This is a genomic window from Streptomyces sioyaensis, assembly GCF_004122735.1.
Lineage (GTDB): Bacteria > Actinomycetota > Actinomycetes > Streptomycetales > Streptomycetaceae > Streptomyces > Streptomyces sioyaensis.
This window is the reverse complement of the sequence record NZ_SDIF01000121.1, coordinates 1-20,066: the sequence shown is the minus strand read 5'-3', so window position 1 is coordinate 20,066 and position 20,066 is coordinate 1. Positions and strand designations below refer to the sequence as shown.

Genomic DNA, 20,066 nt, shown 5'->3' with positions numbered 1-20,066 from the left:
CTCCCCCACGCCCCCCACACGCCCCTCCCGGCATGATGGGGGCATGCCCGAAGGCGACACCGTCTGGCGTCTGGCCCAGCGGCTGCACGAAGCGCTGGCCGGCAGCCCGCTGACCCGCTGCGACCTGCGCGTACCCCGGCTGGCAACGGTGGATCTGACCGGCCGCCGGGTGCTGGACGTGGTCCCGCGCGGGAAGCACCTCCTCACCCGCTTCGAGGGCGGCCTCACCCTGCACTCCCATCTGCGGATGGACGGCGCATGGAAGATCTACGCCCCGGCCGAGCGCTGGCGCGGCGGCCCCGCCCACCAGATCCGGGCGATCCTCGGCACCGCGGACCACACCGCCGTCGGCTACCGCCTGCCCGTCCTCGATCTGCTGCGCACGGCCGACGAGCCACAGGTCGTCGGCCACCTGGGACCCGATCTCCTCGGCCCCGACTGGGACCCTGCCGAGGCCCTGCGCCGACTGTCCGCCGACCCGGCACGGCCGCTCGGCGAGGCCCTGCTCGACCAGCGCAATCTCGCCGGCATCGGCAATGTCTACAAGTCCGAGCTGTGCTTTCTGCTGCGCGCCTCCCCCTGGCTGCCGATGGGGAAGCTGCCCCACCCCGAGCGGGTGCCCACCCTCGCCAAGAAGCTGCTCGACGCCAACAAGCGCCGCCCCGCCCGCACCACCACCCCCAGCGCCCGCCCCGACTGCCGGCTATGGGTCTACGGCCGGGCCGGCCGCCCCTGCCTGCGCTGCGGAACGGCGGTCCGCACCGGCGACCAGGACCCCACCACCGAGGAACGCGTCACCTACTGGTGCCCCACCTGCCAGCCCGACCGCCCGGGCAACCACGCCACCGGCTGACCCCGGAACACCCGGCCTGCTCCGCTACGGCACCGCCAACGCCGCCGCCGTCCAGCCACGCCGCCGCCGTCCAGCCCGCCAGGACACCGGCCACGGAAGCCGGCCACGGAGATCGGCCGCTGAGATCGGCCAGCACGGCAACACACCATCGCCCCGGCCTGAGCCCGTACCTCCTGAGCCCTAGGCTCCCCCGTCCCTCACGACCGCCCGGATCCTCCGCCCGAACGCCGGCGTCGCCATGCCCTGACGACCGCCGCCCGATCCGCCCCCCGAAACCCCCGGAACTCAAGAACCCCCCGGACCGCTCGCGCCAGGACGCGGCGGCAGATGCCGTCCCCCCGGTCCGTCCACGGAACGCAGTGCACCGGCAGCAGGCTGAGCCCCCAGCCCCCCACTACGACGGCTCCTTCGACCACCCCCGCCGACTGCGGCCACAGCACCAGCCGGGCCGCGGCCCACCACCACACGCCCCCGAGGGCGGCCGCGGATATCCAGCGCCCCGGTACGGCCCGCGGGTGCCGGCCGGCCCGCCCGCGGGCCGTGACGTCACGCCACCCCATGGCTGCCTCCTCCGGCCGACGCTAGACGGGACCCGCCGCCCGGCGGGAGGGCGCACCGGGGCACTCCCGGCGCGTGGACGGTCTCGCACACCCGGAGGGAACGGCGCCGCGAGCGCGACGGACAGGGCTCCGGGCGACCCCGTCGGCGGGCGCCGCGCGCCGTCAGTGAGCCTCGGCCTGGAACATCCAGTGGTGCTTTTCCAGGTCGCCGGTCAGACCGATGAGGATGTCCTGGCTGACCGGGTCCGGGTCCGCGGTCGCGACGATCCGCTCCCGCATCCGGCCGATGACCGCGGACAGCGCCTCCACCATCGCCCGCACCACGTCGCCGTCCTTGATCCAGCCGTCCCCGATCTCGCGGATGCCGCTGGTCTTGGCGACGGTGGCGGCCCGCCCGTCGGGGGGCACCCCGATCGCGGACGCCCGCTCGGCCACCGTGTCGGCGTGCGCCCGGGCGCTGGCGACCACGTCGTCGAGCTGGAGGTGTACGGAGCGGAAGCGCGGACCGACGACGTTCCAGTGCACCTGCTTCGCCACGAGGGACAGGTCCACCAGATCGACCAGCGCGCCCTGGAGGGCGTGCCCGACGATGCCGCGGCCTTCGTCGGACAGTGTGCTCTTGACCACAGACATCCAGATACTCCCGTTCAGGCGATTCGTCCGGTTTTGTCATCGTACAAATGAATCGCCCATGAGGAGCGGCCGCGCGGTCCGGCCGGATGTTCGTGCGGGCACCGCCGCCCGCGCCCCGGCGGGCAGCACAAAGCCCCGGCCGGGTGCTGCCCGCCGGGGCTTCGATGCGTACGAACAGGGGTGTCAGGCCGCGACGACATCCACGACGTCGGCCGGGGACTTGATGGTCACGCGGTCCTCGGGCACACCGGCCAGGGACGTGACGGACACCGAATTGAGCTTCGGCCGTACCGGTGCGGGCACCGTGTCGCTTGCGGCCGCGGATGCTGCCAGCTCGGCGAGCGCAAGCTCGTCGCTGACCTCCCGCATGAGCTCGGACATGCGCACATCCAGCGCGTCACAGATCGACGAGAGCAGCTCAGAGGAGGCCTCCTTCTGCCCCCTCTCCACCTCGGACAAATAGCCGAGCGATACCCGGGCGGAGGAAGAGACCTCGCGCAGGGTTCGGCCCTGGCGCTGACGCTGTCGGCGCAGCACGTCACCCAGCAGGCGACGAAGCAGAATCATCGCTGGCTCCCTCCTCGGACCTCGGATCCGGATCCTTCTCGCCCCACCGTACCGCCTCGGGCGGTACCAGTGCCGGGCGCAAGTACGTGTTCACTCAGGGCTGCAAACATCCATTCCCCCCGTGTTGTTCCGTATCCTGTGCCCGCTCATTTTCTGCAAGTTCGCTCAACAACAGTGCGAGCACGGCCCGGATGGTGTCCTCTCGGATCCGGTCGCGGTCCCCCGCCAGCGCCAGCCGGCGCACCTCCCCGGCCCCCTCCGGTCCCCGGACCGCCACGAAAACGGTGCCCACCGGATGTCCGTCCTGCGGATCGGGCCCGGCCACGCCCGTGGTGGCGATGCCCCAGTCGGCGCCCAGCACCCGCCGCACACCGCTCGCCATCTGCCGCGCGACCTCGCCGTCCACGGCCCCGTGCGCGGCCAGCAGGGCGCCGTCCACGCCCAGCAGCTCCTGCTTGAGATCGGTGGCGTACGCCGTGATCGAGCCCCGGAGGACCCGTGAGGCCCCGGGGACGGCGGTCAGCGCGCCCGCCACCAGGCCGCCGGTCAGTGATTCGGCCACCGCCAGGCTCTGTCCCCGTCCGGCGAGCAGCTCCAGTGCCCCGGCCGCGGCAGAGCCCGGCCCGTTCACCGGGCCGAGTCCCTCTCGGCCGGGCGGGCCCGCTCCGCCCGCTCCGCGGCCAGTCCGGCCCGGCGCAGCACCACGGCCTGCCGGACGTAGTCGAGCCCGGTGGCAACGGTCAGCAGCACGGCCACCGCCATCACCCACCAGCGGAAGGTCGCCAGCGGACCGGTGAGCACCAGCACGTACATCCCGACCGCGGTGCCCTGCGCCAATGTCTTGATTTTGCCGCCACGACTGGCCGGAATGACCCCGTGCTTGATCACCCAGAACCGCATCAGCGTGATCCCGAGCTCCCGGAAGAGGATCACCCCGGTCACCCACCACGGCAGATCACCCAGCACCGACAGACAGATCAGCGCGGCACCCATGATCGCCTTGTCCGCGATCGGGTCGGCGATCTTGCCGAAGTCGGTGACCAGGTTGTAGGCGCGCGCCAGATGCCCGTCGAAGACATCGGTGATCATGGCGACGGCGAAGGCGGCCCAGGCGAAGACGCGCCAGACGGGATCGGTGCCGTGGTCGTGCATCAGCAGCACCACGAAGGCCGGGACCAGCACCAGCCGCAGCATCGTCAGCACATTGGCGATGTTCCACAGCCCGGCCTGCGGGACGACCGGCGCCGGACGCGGGCCACCCGCTGCGGAAGCCGGGATTCCGCTCATCTGGCCGCCTCCTCGGTACACCCCGCGCCCTCCACCGACAGCACCTCCGCGACGAGGTCGACGCCCTCGCTCGCCACCACCTTTGCTTCGACCATACGACCGGGCTCCAGCTCCTGGTCGGTCGACAGCAGGGTGACGCCGTCGGTCTCCGGCGCCTGGTGCGCGGCCCGCCCGACGATGCCGTCCTCGTCGTCGGTCCGGTCGACCAGCACCCGCACCGTCTCGCCGACCCGCTCCTCGGCACGCTGTGCCGTCAGCTCCTCGGCCAGCCGCGACACCCGCGCCAGCCGCTCGGCGACCACGTCCGGGTCGACCTTGTCCTCGTAGGAGGCGGCCTCGGTGCCGTCCTCGTCGGAGTAGCCGAAGACGCCGATGGCATCGAGCCGGGCCTCGGTGATGAAGCGCTCCAGCTCCGCGAGGTCGCTCTCGCTCTCCCCGGGGAAGCCGACGATGAAGTTGGAGCGGGCGCCGGCCTGCGGCGCCTTCGTACGGATCTGCGCGAGCAGGTCCAGAAAGCGGTCGGTGTCGCCGAAGCGCCGCATCGCGCGCAGCACGCCGGGGGCCGAGTGCTGGAAGGACAGATCGAAGTAGGGCGCCACCTTGTCGGTGCCGGTCAGCACGTCGATCAGGCCGGGCCGCATCTCGGCCGGCTGGAGATAGCTGACCCGGATCCGCTCGATGCCGTCGACGGCCGCCAGCTCCGGCAGCAGCGTCTCCAGCAGGCGGATGTCGCCGAGGTCCTTGCCGTAGGACGTGTTGTTCTCGGAGACCAGCATGATCTCCTTGACGCCCTGACCGGCGAGCCAGCGCGTCTCTCCGAGCACGTCGGAGGGCCGGCGGGAGATGAAGGAGCCGCGGAAGGACGGGATGGCGCAGAACGAGCAGCGCCGGTCGCAGCCGGAGGCCAGCTTCACCGAGGCCACCGGGCTGCTGCCGAGCCGGCGGCGCAGCGGCGCCCGCGGCCCGGAAGCCGGTGCCACGCCCTCCGGCAGGTCCTCGGGCGGACCCGCCGGCGGAGCCGGCTCGTCGGAGCCGGTCTGGGCGTGGCCGGGCAGCGCGACCCCGGCTGAGTCCTGGCGCTCGGCCGGGCTGATCGGCAGCAGCTTGCGGCGGTCGCGCGGGGTGTGCGAGGCGTGGATGCCGCCGCTCAGGATGGTCTGCAGACGGCCGGAGATATCGCCGTAGTCGTCGAAGCCGAGCACCCCGTCGGCCTCCGGCAGCGCCTCGGCGAGCTCCTTGCCGTAGCGCTCGGCCATGCAGCCGACGGCCACCACGGCCTGGGTTCTGCCGTGATCCTTCAGATCGTTGGCTTCCAGCAGGGCATCGACGGAGTCCTTCTTGGCGGCCTCGACGAATCCACAGGTGTTGACGACGGCGACATCGGCATCGGCGGCTTCCTCGACGAGCTCCCAGCCGTCCGCTGCCAGGCGGCCTGCGAGCTCCTCCGAGTCCACCTCGTTACGGGCGCAGCCAAGGGTGACGAGGGCGACGGTACGGCGTTCGGGCATGGGGCTCAGCCTACTTCGTCCCGGGTGCCCCCTTGGCGCGCAGGTCTCCGCCGCCGCTCCCGGGTGCGCGGGAGCGGCGGCGGAGGTTGCCTGGGACGGGCGCTCAGCCTGCCTGGGGATCGCCCGGCGTGTAGCTCAGCCGCTCCACGGTGCCCTTGTGGCCGATCTCCTTGACCTCCTTGCCGTTGACGTACAGCTGTACGGCTCCGGCGTTGCCGAGGACCAGGTCGATCCGTTCCTTGTCGGTGATGGTCTTGGACTCGCCCTTCTTGAGCAGGCCGTCCTCCAGGAGCTTGCCGTTGGCGTCCTTGGCGGAGATCCAGCTCTGGCCGTCGCGGGCGGTGACCTTGATCGTGACCTTGTCCTTCGGCAGTCCGGCGACGGCGCTGTCGGAGGGCTCGGGGTGGTCGGGCTTGAGGGGCGGCTTGATCGTCGACGGATGGCGGGTGGGTGCGGGCGCCGGCTTGGCGTTGTCACCGGCCGCGAACGAGCCGCCGTTGCTCTTGTCACCGCCGGTGAAGAGCGTGAAGCCGGCGAAGCCGACCACGGCGACGATCGCCGCGACCATCGCTGCGGTCCAGTTGGGACGGCGCGGCTCGGAACGGATCCGCTCGGCTTCGAAGAGCGGCGCGGCGGGGGTCGGCGCGGGCCGGCCGCCGTGCTCGGCGTCGAACTGGTCGATCAGCGGGCGGGGGTCGAGGGACACCGCGCGGGCCAGCGCCCGGATGTGCCCCCGGGCGTAGACGTCGCCACCACAGCGGGAGAAGTCGTCCTGCTCGATGGCCTGGACGAGGGGGATGCGCACCCGTGTCGTCGTACTGACCTCTTCGACGGTCAGTCCCGCTCCGATACGGGCCTTCTGGAGGGCAGCACCGACGGAAGGCCGGTCTGCTTCGGGGGAGTTGCCGATGGACACGGGGGCGCCTTTCGAGCGTGTAGCCACCTGCTGGAAGTTCAGTCTAGGGGTGGAGCGAAAGGGTCGGGCAAGCGGGAGAGCGGAGTTTGTACGCCATCGGAACGCCATCGGCGGTGCCATGGGGCTCGGTGGTGAAGCATCGTTCCCTCATCTCCCTCAACTTGACGTCTTGGCAGGAGAAACGGTTGCCTTCTGCTTCCGCGCGCGTGACCCGGATATCTGTGCTACCCGGTAGCCTCCCCACGGATCACCGCCAGCACTCCGTCCAATTCGTCGGGCTTCACCAGGACGTCGCGCGCCTTGGACCCCTCGCTGGGCCCGACGATGTTGCGCGACTCCATCAGGTCCATCAGCCGCCCGGCCTTGGCGAACCCCACCCGCAGCTTGCGCTGAAGCATCGACGTCGACCCGAATTGGGTGGAAACCACCAGCTCAGCGGCCTGACAGAGCAGATCGAGGTCATCGCCGATGTCCTCGTCGATCTCCTTCTTCTGCGCCGTACCGACGGTGACGTCGTCGCGGAAGACGGGCGCCATCTGGTCCTTGCAGTGCTGGACGACGGCCGCGACCTCGTCCTCGGTCACGAACGCGCCCTGCATACGGACCGGCTTGTTCGCCCCCATCGGCAGGAACAGCCCGTCGCCCTTGCCGATCAGCTTCTCGGCGCCCGGCTGGTCGAGGATGACCCGGCTGTCGGCGAGCGAGGAGGTGGCGAACGCGAGCCGGGAGGGCACATTGGCCTTGATCAGGCCGGTGACCACGTCGACGGACGGACGCTGGGTGGCGAGCACCAGGTGGATGCCGGCCGCGCGGGCGAGCTGGGTGATGCGGACGATCGAGTCCTCCACATCGCGCGGCGCGACCATCATCAGGTCCGCCAGCTCGTCCACGATGACCAGCAGATACGGGTACGGCGCCAGCTCGCGCTCACTGCCCTCGGGCGAGCTGACCTTGCCGCTGCGCACCGCCTCGTTGAAGTCGTCGATGTGCCGGAAGCCGTAGGCCGCGAGATCGTCGTAGCGCAGGTCCATCTCGCGCACCACCCACTGCAGCGCCTCGGCGGCACGCTTCGGGTTGGTGATGATCGGCGTGATCAGGTGCGGGATGCCCTCGTACGCGGTCAGCTCGACGCGCTTGGGGTCGACCAGCACCATCCGGACGTCCTCCGGCGTGGCCCGCACCATCACCGAGGTGATCAGGCAGTTGATGCAGGAGGACTTGCCGGAACCGGTGGCGCCGGCCACCAGGACGTGCGGCATCTTCGTCATGTTGGCCATGACGTAGCCGCCCTCGACGTCCTTGCCGAGCGCCACCAGCATCGGATGCTCGTCGCCCGCGGCGTCGGCCAGCCGCAGCACATCGCCGAGGTTGACCATCTCGCGGTCGGTGTTGGGGATCTCGATTCCGACCGCGGACTTGCCGGGGATCGGGCTGATGATGCGGACGTCGGGGCTGGCCACGGCGTAGGCGATGTTCTTGGCCAGCGCGGTGATCTTCTCGACCTTGACGGCCGGGCCCAGCTCGACCTCGTAGCGGGTGACCGTCGGACCACGGGTGAAGCCGGTGACCGCGGCGTCGACCTTGAACTCCTGGAAGACGGTCGTCAGCGCGGTCACTATGGCGTCGTTCGCGGCGCTGCGGGTCTTGCCGGGGCCGCCGCGCGCGAGCAGCTCCAGCGAGGGCAGCGAGTAGGTGATGTCACCGGCCAGCTGGAGCTGCTCGGCGCGGGCCGGCAGGGCGCCGGACGGCTCGGGCGGAGCCTTGGTGAAGTCCGGGACCGCCGGGGTGTGCTCGGTAGCGGCCGCCTTCGGTGCCGCACCGCGGGCCGGCGGCACCGTCCCGCTCTCCCCCGCGGTGTCCTCGCCGTCCCGGCCGCGGATCTCCCCGGAGACGCTGCTGCTGAGGCCGGCGACGAGCGGTGAGGGCTGGACGCCGTGCAGCACCGCACCGTCCAGCGCCGCGGCGGCCGCGGCGGCGACATCCACCGCATCCAGCGGCCGGTCCTCGGCGGGCTGGGCGGAGGCCCGGCGCGGACGGCGCCGCTTGGCCAGGGCCGCTTCCTCTATGGCGTCCGGGTCAGGTGCGGCCGCGGCGGCGCCGCGGCGCGTGCCGCGCGCGGGCTGCTCCCGCCACTCATCGGCGTAGTCCTCGTACTCCCCGGTCTCGTAGCCGTCCGCCTCGGCGCCGGCCGGGTGCACCACGCCCAGCCTGATGCCGAGCGCACGCAGCCGCTGCGGGATGGCGTTCACCGGCGTCGCGGTGACGACCAGCAGCCCGAAGAGGGTCAGCAGCGCCAGCAGCGCCACGGCCAGGGTCTGTCCGACGGTGAAGATCAGCGGCTTGGACGCCACCCACCCGAGATAGCCGCCGGCGTCCTGTATGGCGGCCAGGCCGTCGTCCCGTCCCGGCGATCCGCAGGCCATCGCGACCTGCCCCAGGACTCCGACGACCAGCGCGGACAGCCCGATGACGATCCGGCCGTTGGCCTCCGGCCGCTCGGGGTACCGGATGAGACGGAGGGCGATGCCGGCGAGCAGTATCGGCACGACCAGGTCGAGCCGGCCGAACGCACCGGTCACCAGCAGTTCGACGAGATCGCCGACCGGACCGCTGAGGTTGGACCAGGTCCCGGCCGCGATGACCAGCGCCAGCCCGAGCAGCAGCAGCGCCAGCCCGTCCTTGCGGTGCGCCGGGTCGAGGTTCTTCGCGCCGCGGCCCATTCCGCGGAACATCGCCCCGATGGCGTGCGCGAGGCCCAGCCAGCAGGCACGGGCGAGGCGGTAGATACCGCCGGTGGGTGACGGCGCCGGTCTGGCCGCAGCCTTCTTGGCGGGCGCCCTTTTGGCCGGTGCCTTCTTCGCGGTGGACTTCTTCGCCGGCGGCTTCGCGGGCGCCTTCTTCTTCGCGGCGGTCTTCTTGGCGGCGCCCGCGGTCCGTCCGGCGCGCTGCTTCGAGGGGCCCGCCGCGCTCTGGGTTCCCTTGCCGGACGTACGTGAGGCCATGGCGACGAGATTACAGGCGAACACGGGCATGATACGAGCGCACGGCGCTTCACCCGAACGTGTCGCGCGCCCGTCTCATGAAGGGGCGTCAATCACCCCGCGACGCTGCCCGCCCCCGGCTCCAGGGCGTCCAGCGCCCTGCGCAGTCCGGTCAGTTTGCGCTCCAGATGCGCCGCGGTGGCCACCGCCGCCGCGTCCGCCGTCTCGTCCAGCTGTTTGGACAGCGCCTCGGCCTGTTCCTCGACCGCGGCCAGCCGCGCGGAGAGCTCCGCGAGCAGCCCCGCCGACTCCTTCGCCTCGTCGGCGCTCGGCCGGCCGCCCTCCAGCTGCAGCCTCAGCAGGGAGGCCTGCTCCCGCAGTTGGCAGTTCTTCATGTAGAGCTCGACGAACACCGAGACCTTGGCGCGCAGCACCCACGGGTCGAACGGCTTGGAGATGTAGTCCACCGCGCCTGCCGCGTAGCCGCGGAAGGTGTGGTGCGGGCCGTGGTTGATGGCCGTGAGGAAGATGATCGGGATGTCGCGGGTGCGCTCCCGGCGCTTGATGTGTGCGGCGGTCTCGAAACCGTCCATCCCCGGCATCTGCACATCGAGCAGAATCACCGCGAAATCGTCCGTGAGCAGTGCTTTGAGCGCTTCCTCCCCGGACGATGCCCGCACCAGTGTCTGATCGAGCGCAGAGAGGATCGCCTCCAGCGCCAGCAGATTCTCCGGCCGGTCATCGACCAGGAGGATCTTGGCCTTCTGCACCATGGCCCGTCCTCCTCGCCCCGGCATGGCACCGGACGCCGCCCCAGGGGACGACTCCGTCACGCCGCCCGTCCTTGTGCCGGTCATGGTAGCTGCACCCCGTCTGTCGCCACACCCTGTCACCGCGATGTCACTGTGCACATAGCAGAAACGCAGACAGGGACCAGAAGGTTCCCCGAATCCCAGGCTTCCACACGTCCACGGCAACACTGAGTCAGCACGCGATGATCCTCTTTCGCCTCCATACTGGACGCTCCGTCACTCCGCGCGCATCCATTGCTCCATGACCGACAACAGATGATCGGTATCCACCGGCTTGGTCACATAGTCGGAGGCTCCGGAGTCGATGCTCTTCTCCCGGTCGCCCTTCATCGCCTTCGCGGTCAGCGCGATGATGGGGAGTCCGGCGAACTGCGGCATCCGGCGGATCGCCGCCGTCGTCGCATAGCCATCCATCTCCGGCATCATGATGTCCATCAGCACCAGGACGATGTCGTCGTGCTGCTCCAGCACCTCGATGCCCTCGCGCCCGTTCTCCGCGTACAGCACCGAAAGACCGTGCTGCTCCAGGACGCTGGTGAGGGCGAAGACGTTCCGGATGTCGTCGTCGACGATCAGCACCTTCTCGCCGTGGAAGCCGCCCTGGAAGGCCGGGTCCACCAGGTCCTGGCCGTTGCCGAGCCAGGGCTCTTCGGCCGGCTGCTGGGCGACGGGCTGCGGCGGCGCCGGAGGCGTCGGTGGCACCGGCGGAGCCGGAGCCGGAGCCGCCGGCCGGCCCGGCAGCTCGAAGCGGCGCTGGGGCCCCGAAACCGCCCGGCGGCGGCGCCGGTTGAGACTGCCGCCGGAGCCCTGCTCGAACTCCTGCTGCTCCTCGGCCTCCTGCCGTCCGACCTCCGTCTCGCGCGCCTCCGCGTCCATCGCGATCCCGCCGGCCACCAGCTGCGGGTAGCCCTGCGGCGGCAGCCCGCCGGGGTTGTGCGGCAGGTAGAGCGTGAAGGTGGAACCGCGGTTGGGCTCGCTCGCGGCATGGATCTCGCCGCCCAGCAGCCGGGCGATCTCCCGGCTGATGGACAGGCCCAGGCCCGTACCGCCGTACTTGCGGCTGGTCGTGCCGTCGGCCTGTTTGAACGCCTCGAAGATGACCCGCATCTTGCTGGACGCGATGCCGATGCCGGTGTCGGTGACCGAGAAGGCGATCATGTCCGCATCCGGATCGCGCAGCGAACCGTGTTCCAGCAGCTGTTCCCTGATGGCCACCGGGACGTCCGCACCGGCCGGCCGGATCACCAGCTCGACGGCGCCGCTGTCGGTGAACTTCACCGCGTTGGACAGCAGATTGCGCAGCACCTGCAGCAGCCGCTGCTCGTCGGTGTGCAGCGTGGCCGGCAGCTCCGGGGAGACCCGTACGGAGAAGTCGAGTCCCTTCTCGGCGGTCAGCGGCCGGAAGGTGGCCTCCACGTAGTCGACGAGCTGGACCAGCGCGATCCGCGTCGGGCTGACGTCCATCTTGCCGGCCTCGACCTTGGACAGGTCCAGGATGTCGTTGATCAGCTGGAGCAGGTCGCTGCCGGCGCCATGGATGGTTTCGGCGAATTCGACCTGCTTGGGGGAGAGATTCCCCTCGGCGTTGTCGGCCAGCAACTTGGCCAGAATCAGCAGGGAGTTCAGCGGCGTCCGCAACTCGTGCGACATGTTCGCCAGGAACTCCGACTTGTAGCGCATCGAGACCGCGAGCTGCTCGGCGCGCTCCTCCAGGACCTGCCGCGCCTCCTCGATCTCGGTGTTCTTCACCTCGATGTCGCGGTTCTGCGCCCGCAGCTGCTCGGCCTTCTCTTCCAGCTCCGAGTTCGACAGCTCCAGGGCCCGCTGCCGGCTCTCCAGCTCCGCGGAGCGCTCGCGCAGCTGCTCGGTCAGCTCCTGCGACTGCTTGAGCAGCACCTCGGTCTTGGTATTGACCGAGATGGTGTTGACGCTCGTCGCGATCATCTCGGCGATCTGGCTGAGGAAGTCCTTCTGGATCTGGGTGAACGGCTGGAAGGACGCCAGCTCGATCACGCCGAGCACCTTGTCCTCGAACAGCACCGGCAGCACGATCACATTGGCCGGCGGCGCCTCGCCCAGCCCGGAGGCGATCTTGAGATAGCCGGACGGGACGTTCTCCACCAGGATGGTGCGCCCCTCCTCCGCGGCCGTGCCGATCAGGGTCTCGCCGGGCTTGAAGGTCGTCGGCATCCCGCCCATGGCATAGCCGTACGAGCCCATCAGCCGCAGCTCGTACGCCCCGGCCTCGGCACCGTCCGCACCGATCTCCCGGCTGTCGGGCTGCGCCGCGAGGAAGAACGCGCCGTGCTGCGCGGAGACCGCGGGCGACAGCTCGCTCATGATGAGCGTGGCGACGTCCTTGAGGTCGCGCCGCCCCTGCATCAGACCGGAGATCCGCGCCAGGTTGCCCTTGAGCCAGTCCTGTTCCTCGTTGGCGAGGGTGGTCTCACGGAGCGTGGAGATCATGGTGTTGACGTTGTCCTGGAGCTCCAGGATCTCGCCGGCCGCGTCCACGTCGATGCGCACGTTGTGATCGCCGAGGGTGACCGCCGCGGCGACCGCGGCGATGGCGCGCACCTGACGGGTGAGGTTGCCGGCCATCTCGTTCACCGACTCGGTCAGGTCCCGCCAGGTGCCGGCCACGCCCCGCACCTGCGCCTGACCGCCCAGCTGGCCCTCCGTCCCCACCTCGCGGGCCACTCTGGTGACCTGCTCCGCGAAGGACGACAGCTGGTCGACCATGGTGTTGATGGTGGTCTTCAGCGCGAGGATCTCGCCCCGCGCGTCGATGTCGATCTTCTTGGTCAGATCGCCCTTGGCGATGGCGGTGGTGACCATGGCGATGTTGCGGACCTGGCCGGTCAGGTTGTTGGCCATCGAGTTCACGGACTCGGTGAGGTCCTTCCACGTACCGGCGACGCCGGGGACGCGGGCCTGGCCGCCCAGGATGCCGTCGGTGCCCACCTCACGGGCCACCCGCGTGACCTCGTCGGCGAACGACGACAGCGTCGTGACCATGGTGTTGACCGTGTCGGCGAGCTGCGCGACCTCGCCGCGCGCCTCGACCGTGACCTTCTTGGTCAGGTCTCCGTTGGCGACCGCCGCCGAGACCTGGGAGATGTTGCGCACCTGGATGGTCAGGTTGTTGGCCATCAGGTTGACGTTGTCGCTGAGGTCCAGCCAGATACCGGTGGCGCCCGGCACCCGCGCCTGACCGCCCAACTGGCCCTCGGTGCCCACCTCACGGGCCACCCGGGTCACCTGCTCGGCGAACGACGACAGCTGGTCGACCATCGTGTTGACGGTCGTGACCAGTTCGAGGATCTCGCCCTTGGCATCGACGGTGATCTTCTTGGACAGGTCGCCGCGAGCCACCGCGGTCGTCACCTCGGCGATGTTGCGCACCTGCGAAGTCAGGTTGTTCGCCATGAAGTTGACGGACTGGGTGAGGTCCTTCCACGTACCGCTGACGCCCTGCACCTCGGCCTGGCCGCCCAGGATGCCCTCGGTGCCCACCTCGCGGGCGACCCGGGTGACCTGCTCCGCGAACGAGGAGAGCTGGTCGACCATGGTGTTCAGGGTGTTCTTCAGCTCCAGGATCTCGCCCCGGGCGTCCACGTCGATCTTCTGCGACAGGTCACCGCGCGCGACCGCCGTGGCGACCTGCGCGATATTGCGGACCTGGGCCGTCAGGTTGCCGGCCATGCCGTTCACCGAGTCGGTCAGATCGCGCCAGACGCCGGCGACGCCCGGCACCTGCGCCTGACCGCCCAGCCTGCCGTCCGTACCGACCTCCCGGGCGACCCGGGTGACCTGCTCGGCGAAGGCGGAGAGCTGGTCGACCATCGTGTTGATGGTGTTCTTCAGCTCCAGGATCTCGCCGCGCGCGTCCACGTCGATCTTCTGGGAGAGGTCACCACGGGCGACCGCCGTCGTCACCTGGGCGATCTGCCGCACCTGTGAGGTCAGGTTCCCCGCCATGAAGTTGACGGAGTCGGTCAGTTCCTTCCAGGTGCCGCTGACGCCGTCCACCCGGGCCTGGCCGCCCAGCCGGCCCTCGGTGCCCACGTCCCTGGCCATCCGCGTGACCTGGTCGGCGAACGAGGACAGCTGGTCCACCATGGTGTTCACGGTGTTCTTCAGCTGGAGCATCTCGCCGGAGACGTCGACGGTGACCTTCTGCGACAGATCACCGTTGGCCACCGCGGTCGTCACCTGGGCGATGTTGCGCACCTGCCCGGTCAGGTTGCGGAAGGCGGTGTTGACGGAGTCCGTCAGGTCCTTCCACGTGCCCGCCGCGCCCGGGACCGCCGCCTGGCCGCCCAGCTCACCCTCGACGCCGATCTCCCGTGCCACGCGCGTCACTTCGGCGCCGAACGAGGAGAGCTGACCCACCATCGTATTGACGGTGTTCTTCAACTCCAGCATTTCACCGGCCACATCGACGGTGACCGTCTGCGACAGGTCACCGTTGGCGACCGCCGTCGTCACCTGGGCGATGTCCCGCACCTGCGCGGTGAGGTTGCGGAAGGCGGTGTTGACGGAGTCGGTGAGGTCCTTCCACGTGCCCGCCGCGCCCGGCACCTGCGCCTGACCGCCGAGCTGGCCCTCCGCGCCGACCTCGTTCGCCACCCGCGTCACTTCGTCCGCGAAGGTCCGCAGCGTCTCGGTCATGGTGTTGATGGTGTCGGCCAGTTGCGCGACCTCACCGCGTGCACTGACCGTGACCTTCTGCGACAGGTCGCCGTTCGCGACGGCGGTGGTGACCTGCGCGATCCCGCGCACCTGCGCGGTGAGGTTGCCGGCCATGAGATTGACCGAATCCGTCAGGTCCTTCCACACGCCGGCGACGCCAGGGACCTGCGCCTGACCACCGAGTTCGCCCTCCGTGCCCACCTCGCGGGCGACGCGCGTCACCTCGGAGGCGAAGGAGGAGAGCTGGTCGACCATCGTGTTGACGGTGTTCTTCAGCTCCAGCATCTCGCCGGCGACATGCACGGTCACCTTGCGCGACAGATCACCCTTGGCCACCGCGGTGGTGACGAGAGCAATGTCACGTACCTGCGCCGTCAGCCGGGACGCCATGGTGTTGACGGATTCCGTGAGATCCTTCCACGAACCCGACATTCCGCGCACCCGAGCCTGACCGCCGAGCTTGCCCTCCGTACCGACCTCACTGGCCACTCTCGTGACCTCGTCGGTGAAGGCGGAGAGCTGGTCCACCAGCCCGTTGACCGTGCGGCCGACCTTCAGGAATTCACCGCGAAGGGGGTGCTCCGAAGAGCTGTCCGAACTGCGCGACCGCAGATCCATCCGCTGTTCCAGGTCGCCCTCGGAGACCGCCGACAGCACCCGTCCCACCTCGGAGACAGGCCGTACGAGGTCGTCGACCAGGGCATTCGAGGCGTCGATGGCCGCCGCCCAGGAGCCCTCGGCGGCGCCGACCTCCAGTCGTTCCGTGAGCTTTCCCTCGCGGCCGACGACCCGGCGCACCCGCGCCAGCTCGCCCGTGAGGTGCAGATTGCGGTCCGCAACCTCGTTGAAGACCGCCGCGATCTCCGACATGACGCCGTCGCCGGAAACCGTGAGCCGCTTGCGGAAGTTCCCGTCCCGCATGGCGACCAGCGCGACCAACAGCCGATTCAGCGCAGCCGTATCCACCTCGGTCGTCCCGTTGCTCCGGGATCGTCCGCCTTTCGCGCGCGTGCTTGCGCCCCGCGCCGCTGCGCCAGACTCCACCGTGTCCCTCCCGCAGGGTCGACCGTTCTACCCGGGCTTTCTCTTGATACGTGCCCAGTGTTTCACCATGGCCCAACCAGGCCATAACAGTTCGGCAGCATCGCACACCCTCCCAGGGCACGATTGGGACGGAAACACACGTGACCGGCATCCTCGGGTGCGGCGAAGGTAAGTAACCTGGCATACGGCTGTCCACCCGGCCCGACCAACGAGCATGGCCGGTGGCACACGCACAACAGGTATTCGGAGGGGCGCCGCGAGTATGGGGGAGCAGATCACCGACACACGCATGAGGAGACCAGTGATCACCGCGCGGGCCGCCGCAACATTCGAGCCGGTCGGGCGCTCGGTCGCCACTGCCCGTGCCTTCGTCCGCGACACCCTCCAGGGATGGGGCTGCGCCGACATCGTCGACGACGCCGTCGTCCTGACCAGCGAGCTGGTCACCAATGCCGTGGTGCACGCCGGCACCGCCGCCGACGTGCTGTGTCTGCGCAATGACGCAGGGGTACGGGTCTCCGTCGCCGACCGCTACCCCGAGCGCGAGATCCCGCTCCAGAACGCCGGCCAGATCGTCGTCCACCCGGACCGCGAGGGCGGCCGCGGCCTGCTGCTGTGCGGCGCGCTGGCCGCCCGCTGGGGCGTCGAATACACCGCCGCGCAAAAACACGTGTGGTTCCAGCTCGACCTCCCCGAGCGCCCCGCCGGCACCCGCTCCGCCGGCCCGGCCCTGCCGGTGGACGCCCTCCCGGTCGCCGAGACCCGCGTCCGCGTCGCGGTGATCCAGATCGACCGCGGCGGCTGCATCAGTTTCTGGAACGAAGACGCCCAGGACCTCTTCGCCTACGACCCCGAGCAGGTCATCGGCAAACCGCTCACCGACTTCGCCGCCTGGCCGCACACCCCCGGCACCGGCACCGGCATCGTCGAGGCGCTCCAGCTCTCCCGCTGGGAGGGCTCCTACGGCATAAGGGGCGCCGACGGCCGGGTCGTCCCCGTCTACGCCTCCCACCTGCGCGTCCGCGACGCCGACGGCGAGGCCTCCACGGTCTGCCTCCTGGTGCGCGACCACGAGCGCGCCATCCTGCAGAGCCCCCAGCGCACCCCCGCGCCGGACTCCGCCACCCAGGCCGCCCAGGCGGAGGGACGCCCCTCCGACCCCTTCGAGGTCTTCATCGGCTCCCCGGCCCCCGACGACCTCGACGGCCTGCTCCAGCGCACCGTCGAGCGCGCCCGCGACATGCTCGACGGCGACGCCGCCTACCTCCTCCTGGCCACCGACGACGAGACCGAGCTGGAGGTACGTGCCTCCACGGGCCTGCCCTCCGCCCGCCAGCGGTTCGCCCGCGTCCCCGTGGAAGCCGGATCCGGACGCTACGGCTCCGCCCGGATGCCCGCCGTCCACGAGGACCTCACCGCCGTCCCCGGCGCCGTACCGCTCCTCAGCGGCACGGGCATGCGCTCGGTCGTCACCGTCCCGCTGAAGGTCGAAGGGCGGCTCACCGGCTCCCTGGGCGTCGCCGCGGAGGGCGCCGGCCGGTACACGAACGAAGAGGCGCTACGGCTCCAGTTCGCCGCCGACCGCATCGCCCTCGCCGTCGAACGCGCCCGCCTGACCGAGCTGGAGAAGCTGCGCCGCGGCTCGCTCTCCTTCCTCGTCGAGGCCTCCGACCTGCTGGCCGGCACCCTCGACCGCGACCAGACGCTGGCCCTGATGGCCCAGATGACGGTCCCCACCCTCGCCACCTGGTGCGCCGTCTACACCGTCGCCGACCAGACCTCCGAGCCCGAGCTGTCCTACGTCCTGCACGAGGACGAGGACCGCATCGACGGCCTCAAGACCCTGCTGATGAAGGTCGATCCGCCCGAGCCGGTCCCCACCCCCGGGGCCCGCGTCTGGAGCGCCCCCAGCGACGCCGCACACGACGCCGCGCTGCGGACGTCGATGCGCAGCCTGGGCCTGGGTAACTCCGCCCGCCCGTCCACGGGCCCCGGCGCCACCCTCGCCACCGCCTCCGCCGTCGGCGGGGAGACCGTCGTGCTGCCGCTCGTCGCCCGCAACCGCGTCATCGGCATGCTCACCCTCGGCAAGCCCACCGAGGAGCACTTCCGCCAGGAGATCCTCGAACTCGCCGAGGACCTCTCCCGCCGGGCCGCCCTCGCCCTGGACAACGCCCGCCTCTACTCCGAGCGCACGGCCATCAGCCAGTCCCTCCAGCGCAGCCTGCTGCCCCCGGAGCTGCCCGATATCACCGGCGTGGAGGTCGAGGTCATCTACCGCGCGGCCGGCGAGGGCAACGAGGTCGGCGGCGACTTCTACGACCTCTTCCCGATCCGCGACGGTGCCTACGGCTTCGCCATCGGCGACGTCTGCGGCACGGGCCCGGAGGCGGCAGCCGTCACCGGCCTCGCGCGCCACGCCCTCCGGCTCCTCGCCCGCGAGGGCTTCGGCGGCCCCGCCGTCCTGGAGCGGCTGAACACCGCCATCCTCGACGAGGGCGCCCGCAGCCGCTTTCTGACGCTCCTTTACGGCGAGCTCTGGCCGCAGGACGACGGCAGCGCCCTGCTCAAGGTCGTCTGCGCCGGTCATCCCCTGCCGCTCCGGCTGCGCCAGGACGGCTCGGTCGAACCGGCCGCCGAACCCCAGCCCCTGCTGGGCGTCATGGACGACCTCGAACTCTACGAACAGACCGTCACCCTCGACCCCGGCGACGTCCTGCTGTGCGTCACCGACGGCGTCACCGAACGCCGCGAGGGCACCCGCATGCTCGGCGACGACGGCCTCACCGACGTCCTGACCTCCTGTACGGGCCTGACGGCCGGCGCCGTCGCCGCCCGCGTGCTGCGCGCCGTGGAACGCTTCGCCGCCGAGCCCGCCTCCGACGACATGGCCATCCTCGCCATGCGCGTCCCCGAACTCCAGGCGGGCTGACCACACCGGGACAGCGGCCGTGCGGGCCGGCACACCACCCGCCGGCCGCAACCCTCACGAAGTCTCCCGCTCACACCGGTGCGTTCGCCCGCACCACCGACTGCCGGACAGCCCCATGAAGCAGCCCCCCAGGCCGACTTCACCACCAGGCACCCACGACTCGGCATATCCGGCACACGCCGAATCCCCGCACAACCCCCACGCACCACACAACCCCGCGACCCAATACGACTAAGGCCCCCGCCATTTGGCGGAGGCCTTAGTCCTCTGGAGCCCCAATACGGAATCGAACCGTAGACCTTCTCCTTACCATGGAGACGCTCTGCCGACTGAGCTATTGGGGCGCGGCAACGGAATAGATATTACCCCAACTCCGCGACAGATTCGAACCGTCCACCGCCACTCGCCTAAAAGGCCGGTTGCAGCAATCCGCCCAGTGCATTGCAGGCGCTCACCATCTTGTGCAGCTCCCGCCGCGTCATCCCCGCATGCACCGGAAGCGCCAGCGTCTCGTCCACCGCCCGCTCGGTCTCCGGCAGAAACACGTCCCGTCGCAGCCCCGGCATCCGGTACACCGGAGCCAGTACGGGCACCTTGCAGCCAATGCCCTTGGCCCGCAACGCCCGCGCGAAGGCATCCCGGTCCGGCCGTCCGTTGCCCGGCACCCGCACCACGTACTGCTCATACGTGTGCCCCGCCGCCGGCGTCGGCGTCCGGACCCCGCGCAGCTTGCCGTCCAGATACGAGGCCTGCACCCGACGCAGCTCCACGCCGTCCGTACGGGCCCCGGGCTCATCGTCCACCAGCACCAACAGGCCGTGGCGCTGCCCGACTTCACGGATCCAGCCGGCGTCCGCCTGCCGCCCGAACCGGTTGATCGCCACGACGGCGGCGGTCCGCCCGGTCACCACGTCCGCCACCGCGGCCGGGTCGAGGCAGTAGCTGTCGCCGTCCACATCGGCGAACACCGGTACCGCGCCCAACTCCACCACGGCCCGGGCCACTTCTGCGTTCCCGTAGGCCGGCACCACGACCTCGTCACCAGCACGTACACCGGCCGACTTGAGCGTTCCCACTGTCCGCATGAAACGGATCCTGGCCAGCTGAGATGAACGTCGAGTTACGCTCATCACCCGAACACCAGAACAAAAAAGCTCCGGTCCCTGAACCACGAAGGTTCAGGGACCGGAGCTGAATAATAGTTCGGCGGCGTCCTACTCTCCCACAGGGTCCCCCCTGCAGTACCATCGGCGCTGAAAGGCTTAGCTTCCGGGTTCG

General features: G+C 70.4%; 13 protein-coding genes, 1 tRNA gene and 1 rRNA gene. 2 read left to right on the top strand and 13 right to left on the bottom strand.

Translation table 11 applies throughout. From position 1 onward, the window contains the following. Positions 1-43 precede the first annotated feature (43 nt). The gene (locus EST54_RS28335; RefSeq protein ID WP_129250559.1) at positions 44-853 is read left to right on the top strand and encodes an Fpg/Nei family DNA glycosylase; all 810 of its coding nucleotides are present in this window, start codon (positions 44-46) and stop codon (positions 851-853) included. A gap of 197 nt (positions 854-1,050) precedes the next feature. Here EST54_RS28335 and EST54_RS35700 read toward each other — a convergent pair whose 3' ends face one another. The 10 genes from EST54_RS35700 to EST54_RS28285 form a co-directional block, all read right to left on the bottom strand. After that, entirely contained in the window at positions 1,051-1,413 is a 363-nt protein-coding gene (locus EST54_RS35700; protein WP_129250558.1) for a hypothetical protein, read from the bottom strand. 162 nt (positions 1,414-1,575) lie between these two features. Further along, positions 1,576-2,046 carry a Dps family protein gene (locus EST54_RS28325; protein WP_096212472.1) on the bottom strand — a complete coding sequence of 157 codons (471 nt, stop codon included), beginning with the start codon at positions 2,044-2,046 and terminating at the stop codon, positions 1,576-1,578. Positions 2,047-2,229: 183 nt separating this feature from the next. Continuing rightward, positions 2,230-2,613 carry a helix-turn-helix domain-containing protein gene (locus EST54_RS28320; protein WP_006602725.1) on the bottom strand — a complete coding sequence of 128 codons (384 nt, stop codon included), beginning with the start codon at positions 2,611-2,613 and terminating at the stop codon, positions 2,230-2,232. A gap of 94 nt (positions 2,614-2,707) precedes the next feature. Further along, entirely contained in the window at positions 2,708-3,244 is a 537-nt protein-coding gene (locus EST54_RS28315) for a CinA family protein (protein ID WP_129250557.1), read from the bottom strand. Further along, entirely contained in the window at positions 3,241-3,900 is a 660-nt protein-coding gene (pgsA, locus tag EST54_RS28310) for a CDP-diacylglycerol--glycerol-3-phosphate 3-phosphatidyltransferase (protein ID WP_129250556.1), read from the bottom strand. Before pgsA ends, EST54_RS28315 begins: the two co-directional genes overlap by 4 nt. Next, a complete protein-coding gene (gene rimO, locus EST54_RS28305; RefSeq protein ID WP_129250555.1) occupies positions 3,897-5,408 on the bottom strand; it encodes a 30S ribosomal protein S12 methylthiotransferase RimO in 1,512 nt (503 codons plus the stop codon). The genes pgsA and rimO overlap by 4 nt, the downstream gene beginning before the upstream one ends. Positions 5,409-5,511: 103 nt before the next feature. Continuing rightward, positions 5,512-6,324: a helix-turn-helix domain-containing protein gene (locus EST54_RS28300; protein ID WP_129250554.1), complete on the bottom strand. Its 813-nt coding sequence runs from the start codon at positions 6,322-6,324 to the stop codon at positions 5,512-5,514. Positions 6,325-6,548: 224 nt separating this feature from the next. Further along, positions 6,549-9,326 (bottom strand): DNA translocase FtsK, encoded by a 2,778-nt coding sequence (locus EST54_RS28295; protein WP_239012700.1) that lies wholly within the window; start codon positions 9,324-9,326, stop codon positions 6,549-6,551. Between the two features lie 92 nt (positions 9,327-9,418). After that, positions 9,419-10,078 (bottom strand): response regulator, encoded by a 660-nt coding sequence (locus EST54_RS28290; protein ID WP_006602731.1) that lies wholly within the window; start codon positions 10,076-10,078, stop codon positions 9,419-9,421. Positions 10,079-10,333: 255 nt separating this feature from the next. Then, positions 10,334-15,856 carry a HAMP domain-containing protein gene (locus tag EST54_RS28285; RefSeq protein WP_129250552.1) on the bottom strand — a complete coding sequence of 1,841 codons (5,523 nt, stop codon included), beginning with the start codon at positions 15,854-15,856 and terminating at the stop codon, positions 10,334-10,336. Positions 15,857-16,145: 289 nt separating this feature from the next. Here EST54_RS28285 and EST54_RS28280 point away from each other — a divergent pair, with 289 nt between their 5' ends. Beyond that, positions 16,146-18,788: a SpoIIE family protein phosphatase gene (locus EST54_RS28280; protein ID WP_239012701.1), complete on the top strand. Its 2,643-nt coding sequence runs from the start codon at positions 16,146-16,148 to the stop codon at positions 18,786-18,788. A 268-nt stretch (positions 18,789-19,056) separates the two neighbouring features. Here EST54_RS28280 and EST54_RS28275 read toward each other — a convergent pair. The 3 genes from EST54_RS28275 to rrf all read right to left on the bottom strand — a co-directional run. After that, positions 19,057-19,132 (bottom strand) — tRNA-Thr (locus tag EST54_RS28275). 63 nt (positions 19,133-19,195) lie between these two features. After that, positions 19,196-19,873: a DegT/DnrJ/EryC1/StrS family aminotransferase gene (locus EST54_RS28270; RefSeq protein WP_129250551.1), complete on the bottom strand. Its 678-nt coding sequence runs from the start codon at positions 19,871-19,873 to the stop codon at positions 19,196-19,198. A 116-nt stretch (positions 19,874-19,989) separates the two neighbouring features. After that, a 5S ribosomal RNA gene (rrf, locus tag EST54_RS28265) occupies positions 19,990-20,066 on the bottom strand; the annotation flags it as partial.

Coding starts and splice junctions, on each gene's coding strand:
- rimO (WP_129250555.1), bottom strand. CDS start 5,408: ATGCCCGAACGCCGTACCGTCGCCCTCGTCACCCTTGGCTGCGCCCGT.
- EST54_RS28290 (WP_006602731.1), bottom strand. CDS start 10,078: ATGGTGCAGAAGGCCAAGATCCTCCTGGTCGATGACCGGCCGGAGAAT.
- EST54_RS28270 (WP_129250551.1), bottom strand. CDS start 19,873: ATGCGGACAGTGGGAACGCTCAAGTCGGCCGGTGTACGTGCTGGTGAC.
- EST54_RS28320 (WP_006602725.1), bottom strand. CDS start 2,613: ATGATTCTGCTTCGTCGCCTGCTGGGTGACGTGCTGCGCCGACAGCGT.
- EST54_RS28325 (WP_096212472.1), bottom strand. CDS start 2,046: ATGTCTGTGGTCAAGAGCACACTGTCCGACGAAGGCCGCGGCATCGTC.
- EST54_RS28280 (WP_239012701.1), top strand. CDS start 16,146: ATGAGGAGACCAGTGATCACCGCGCGGGCCGCCGCAACATTCGAGCCG.
- pgsA (WP_129250556.1), bottom strand. CDS start 3,900: ATGAGCGGAATCCCGGCTTCCGCAGCGGGTGGCCCGCGTCCGGCGCCG.
- EST54_RS35700 (WP_129250558.1), bottom strand. CDS start 1,413: ATGGGGTGGCGTGACGTCACGGCCCGCGGGCGGGCCGGCCGGCACCCG.
- EST54_RS28295 (WP_239012700.1), bottom strand. CDS start 9,326: ATGGCCTCACGTACGTCCGGCAAGGGAACCCAGAGCGCGGCGGGCCCC.
- EST54_RS28335 (WP_129250559.1), top strand. CDS start 44: ATGCCCGAAGGCGACACCGTCTGGCGTCTGGCCCAGCGGCTGCACGAA.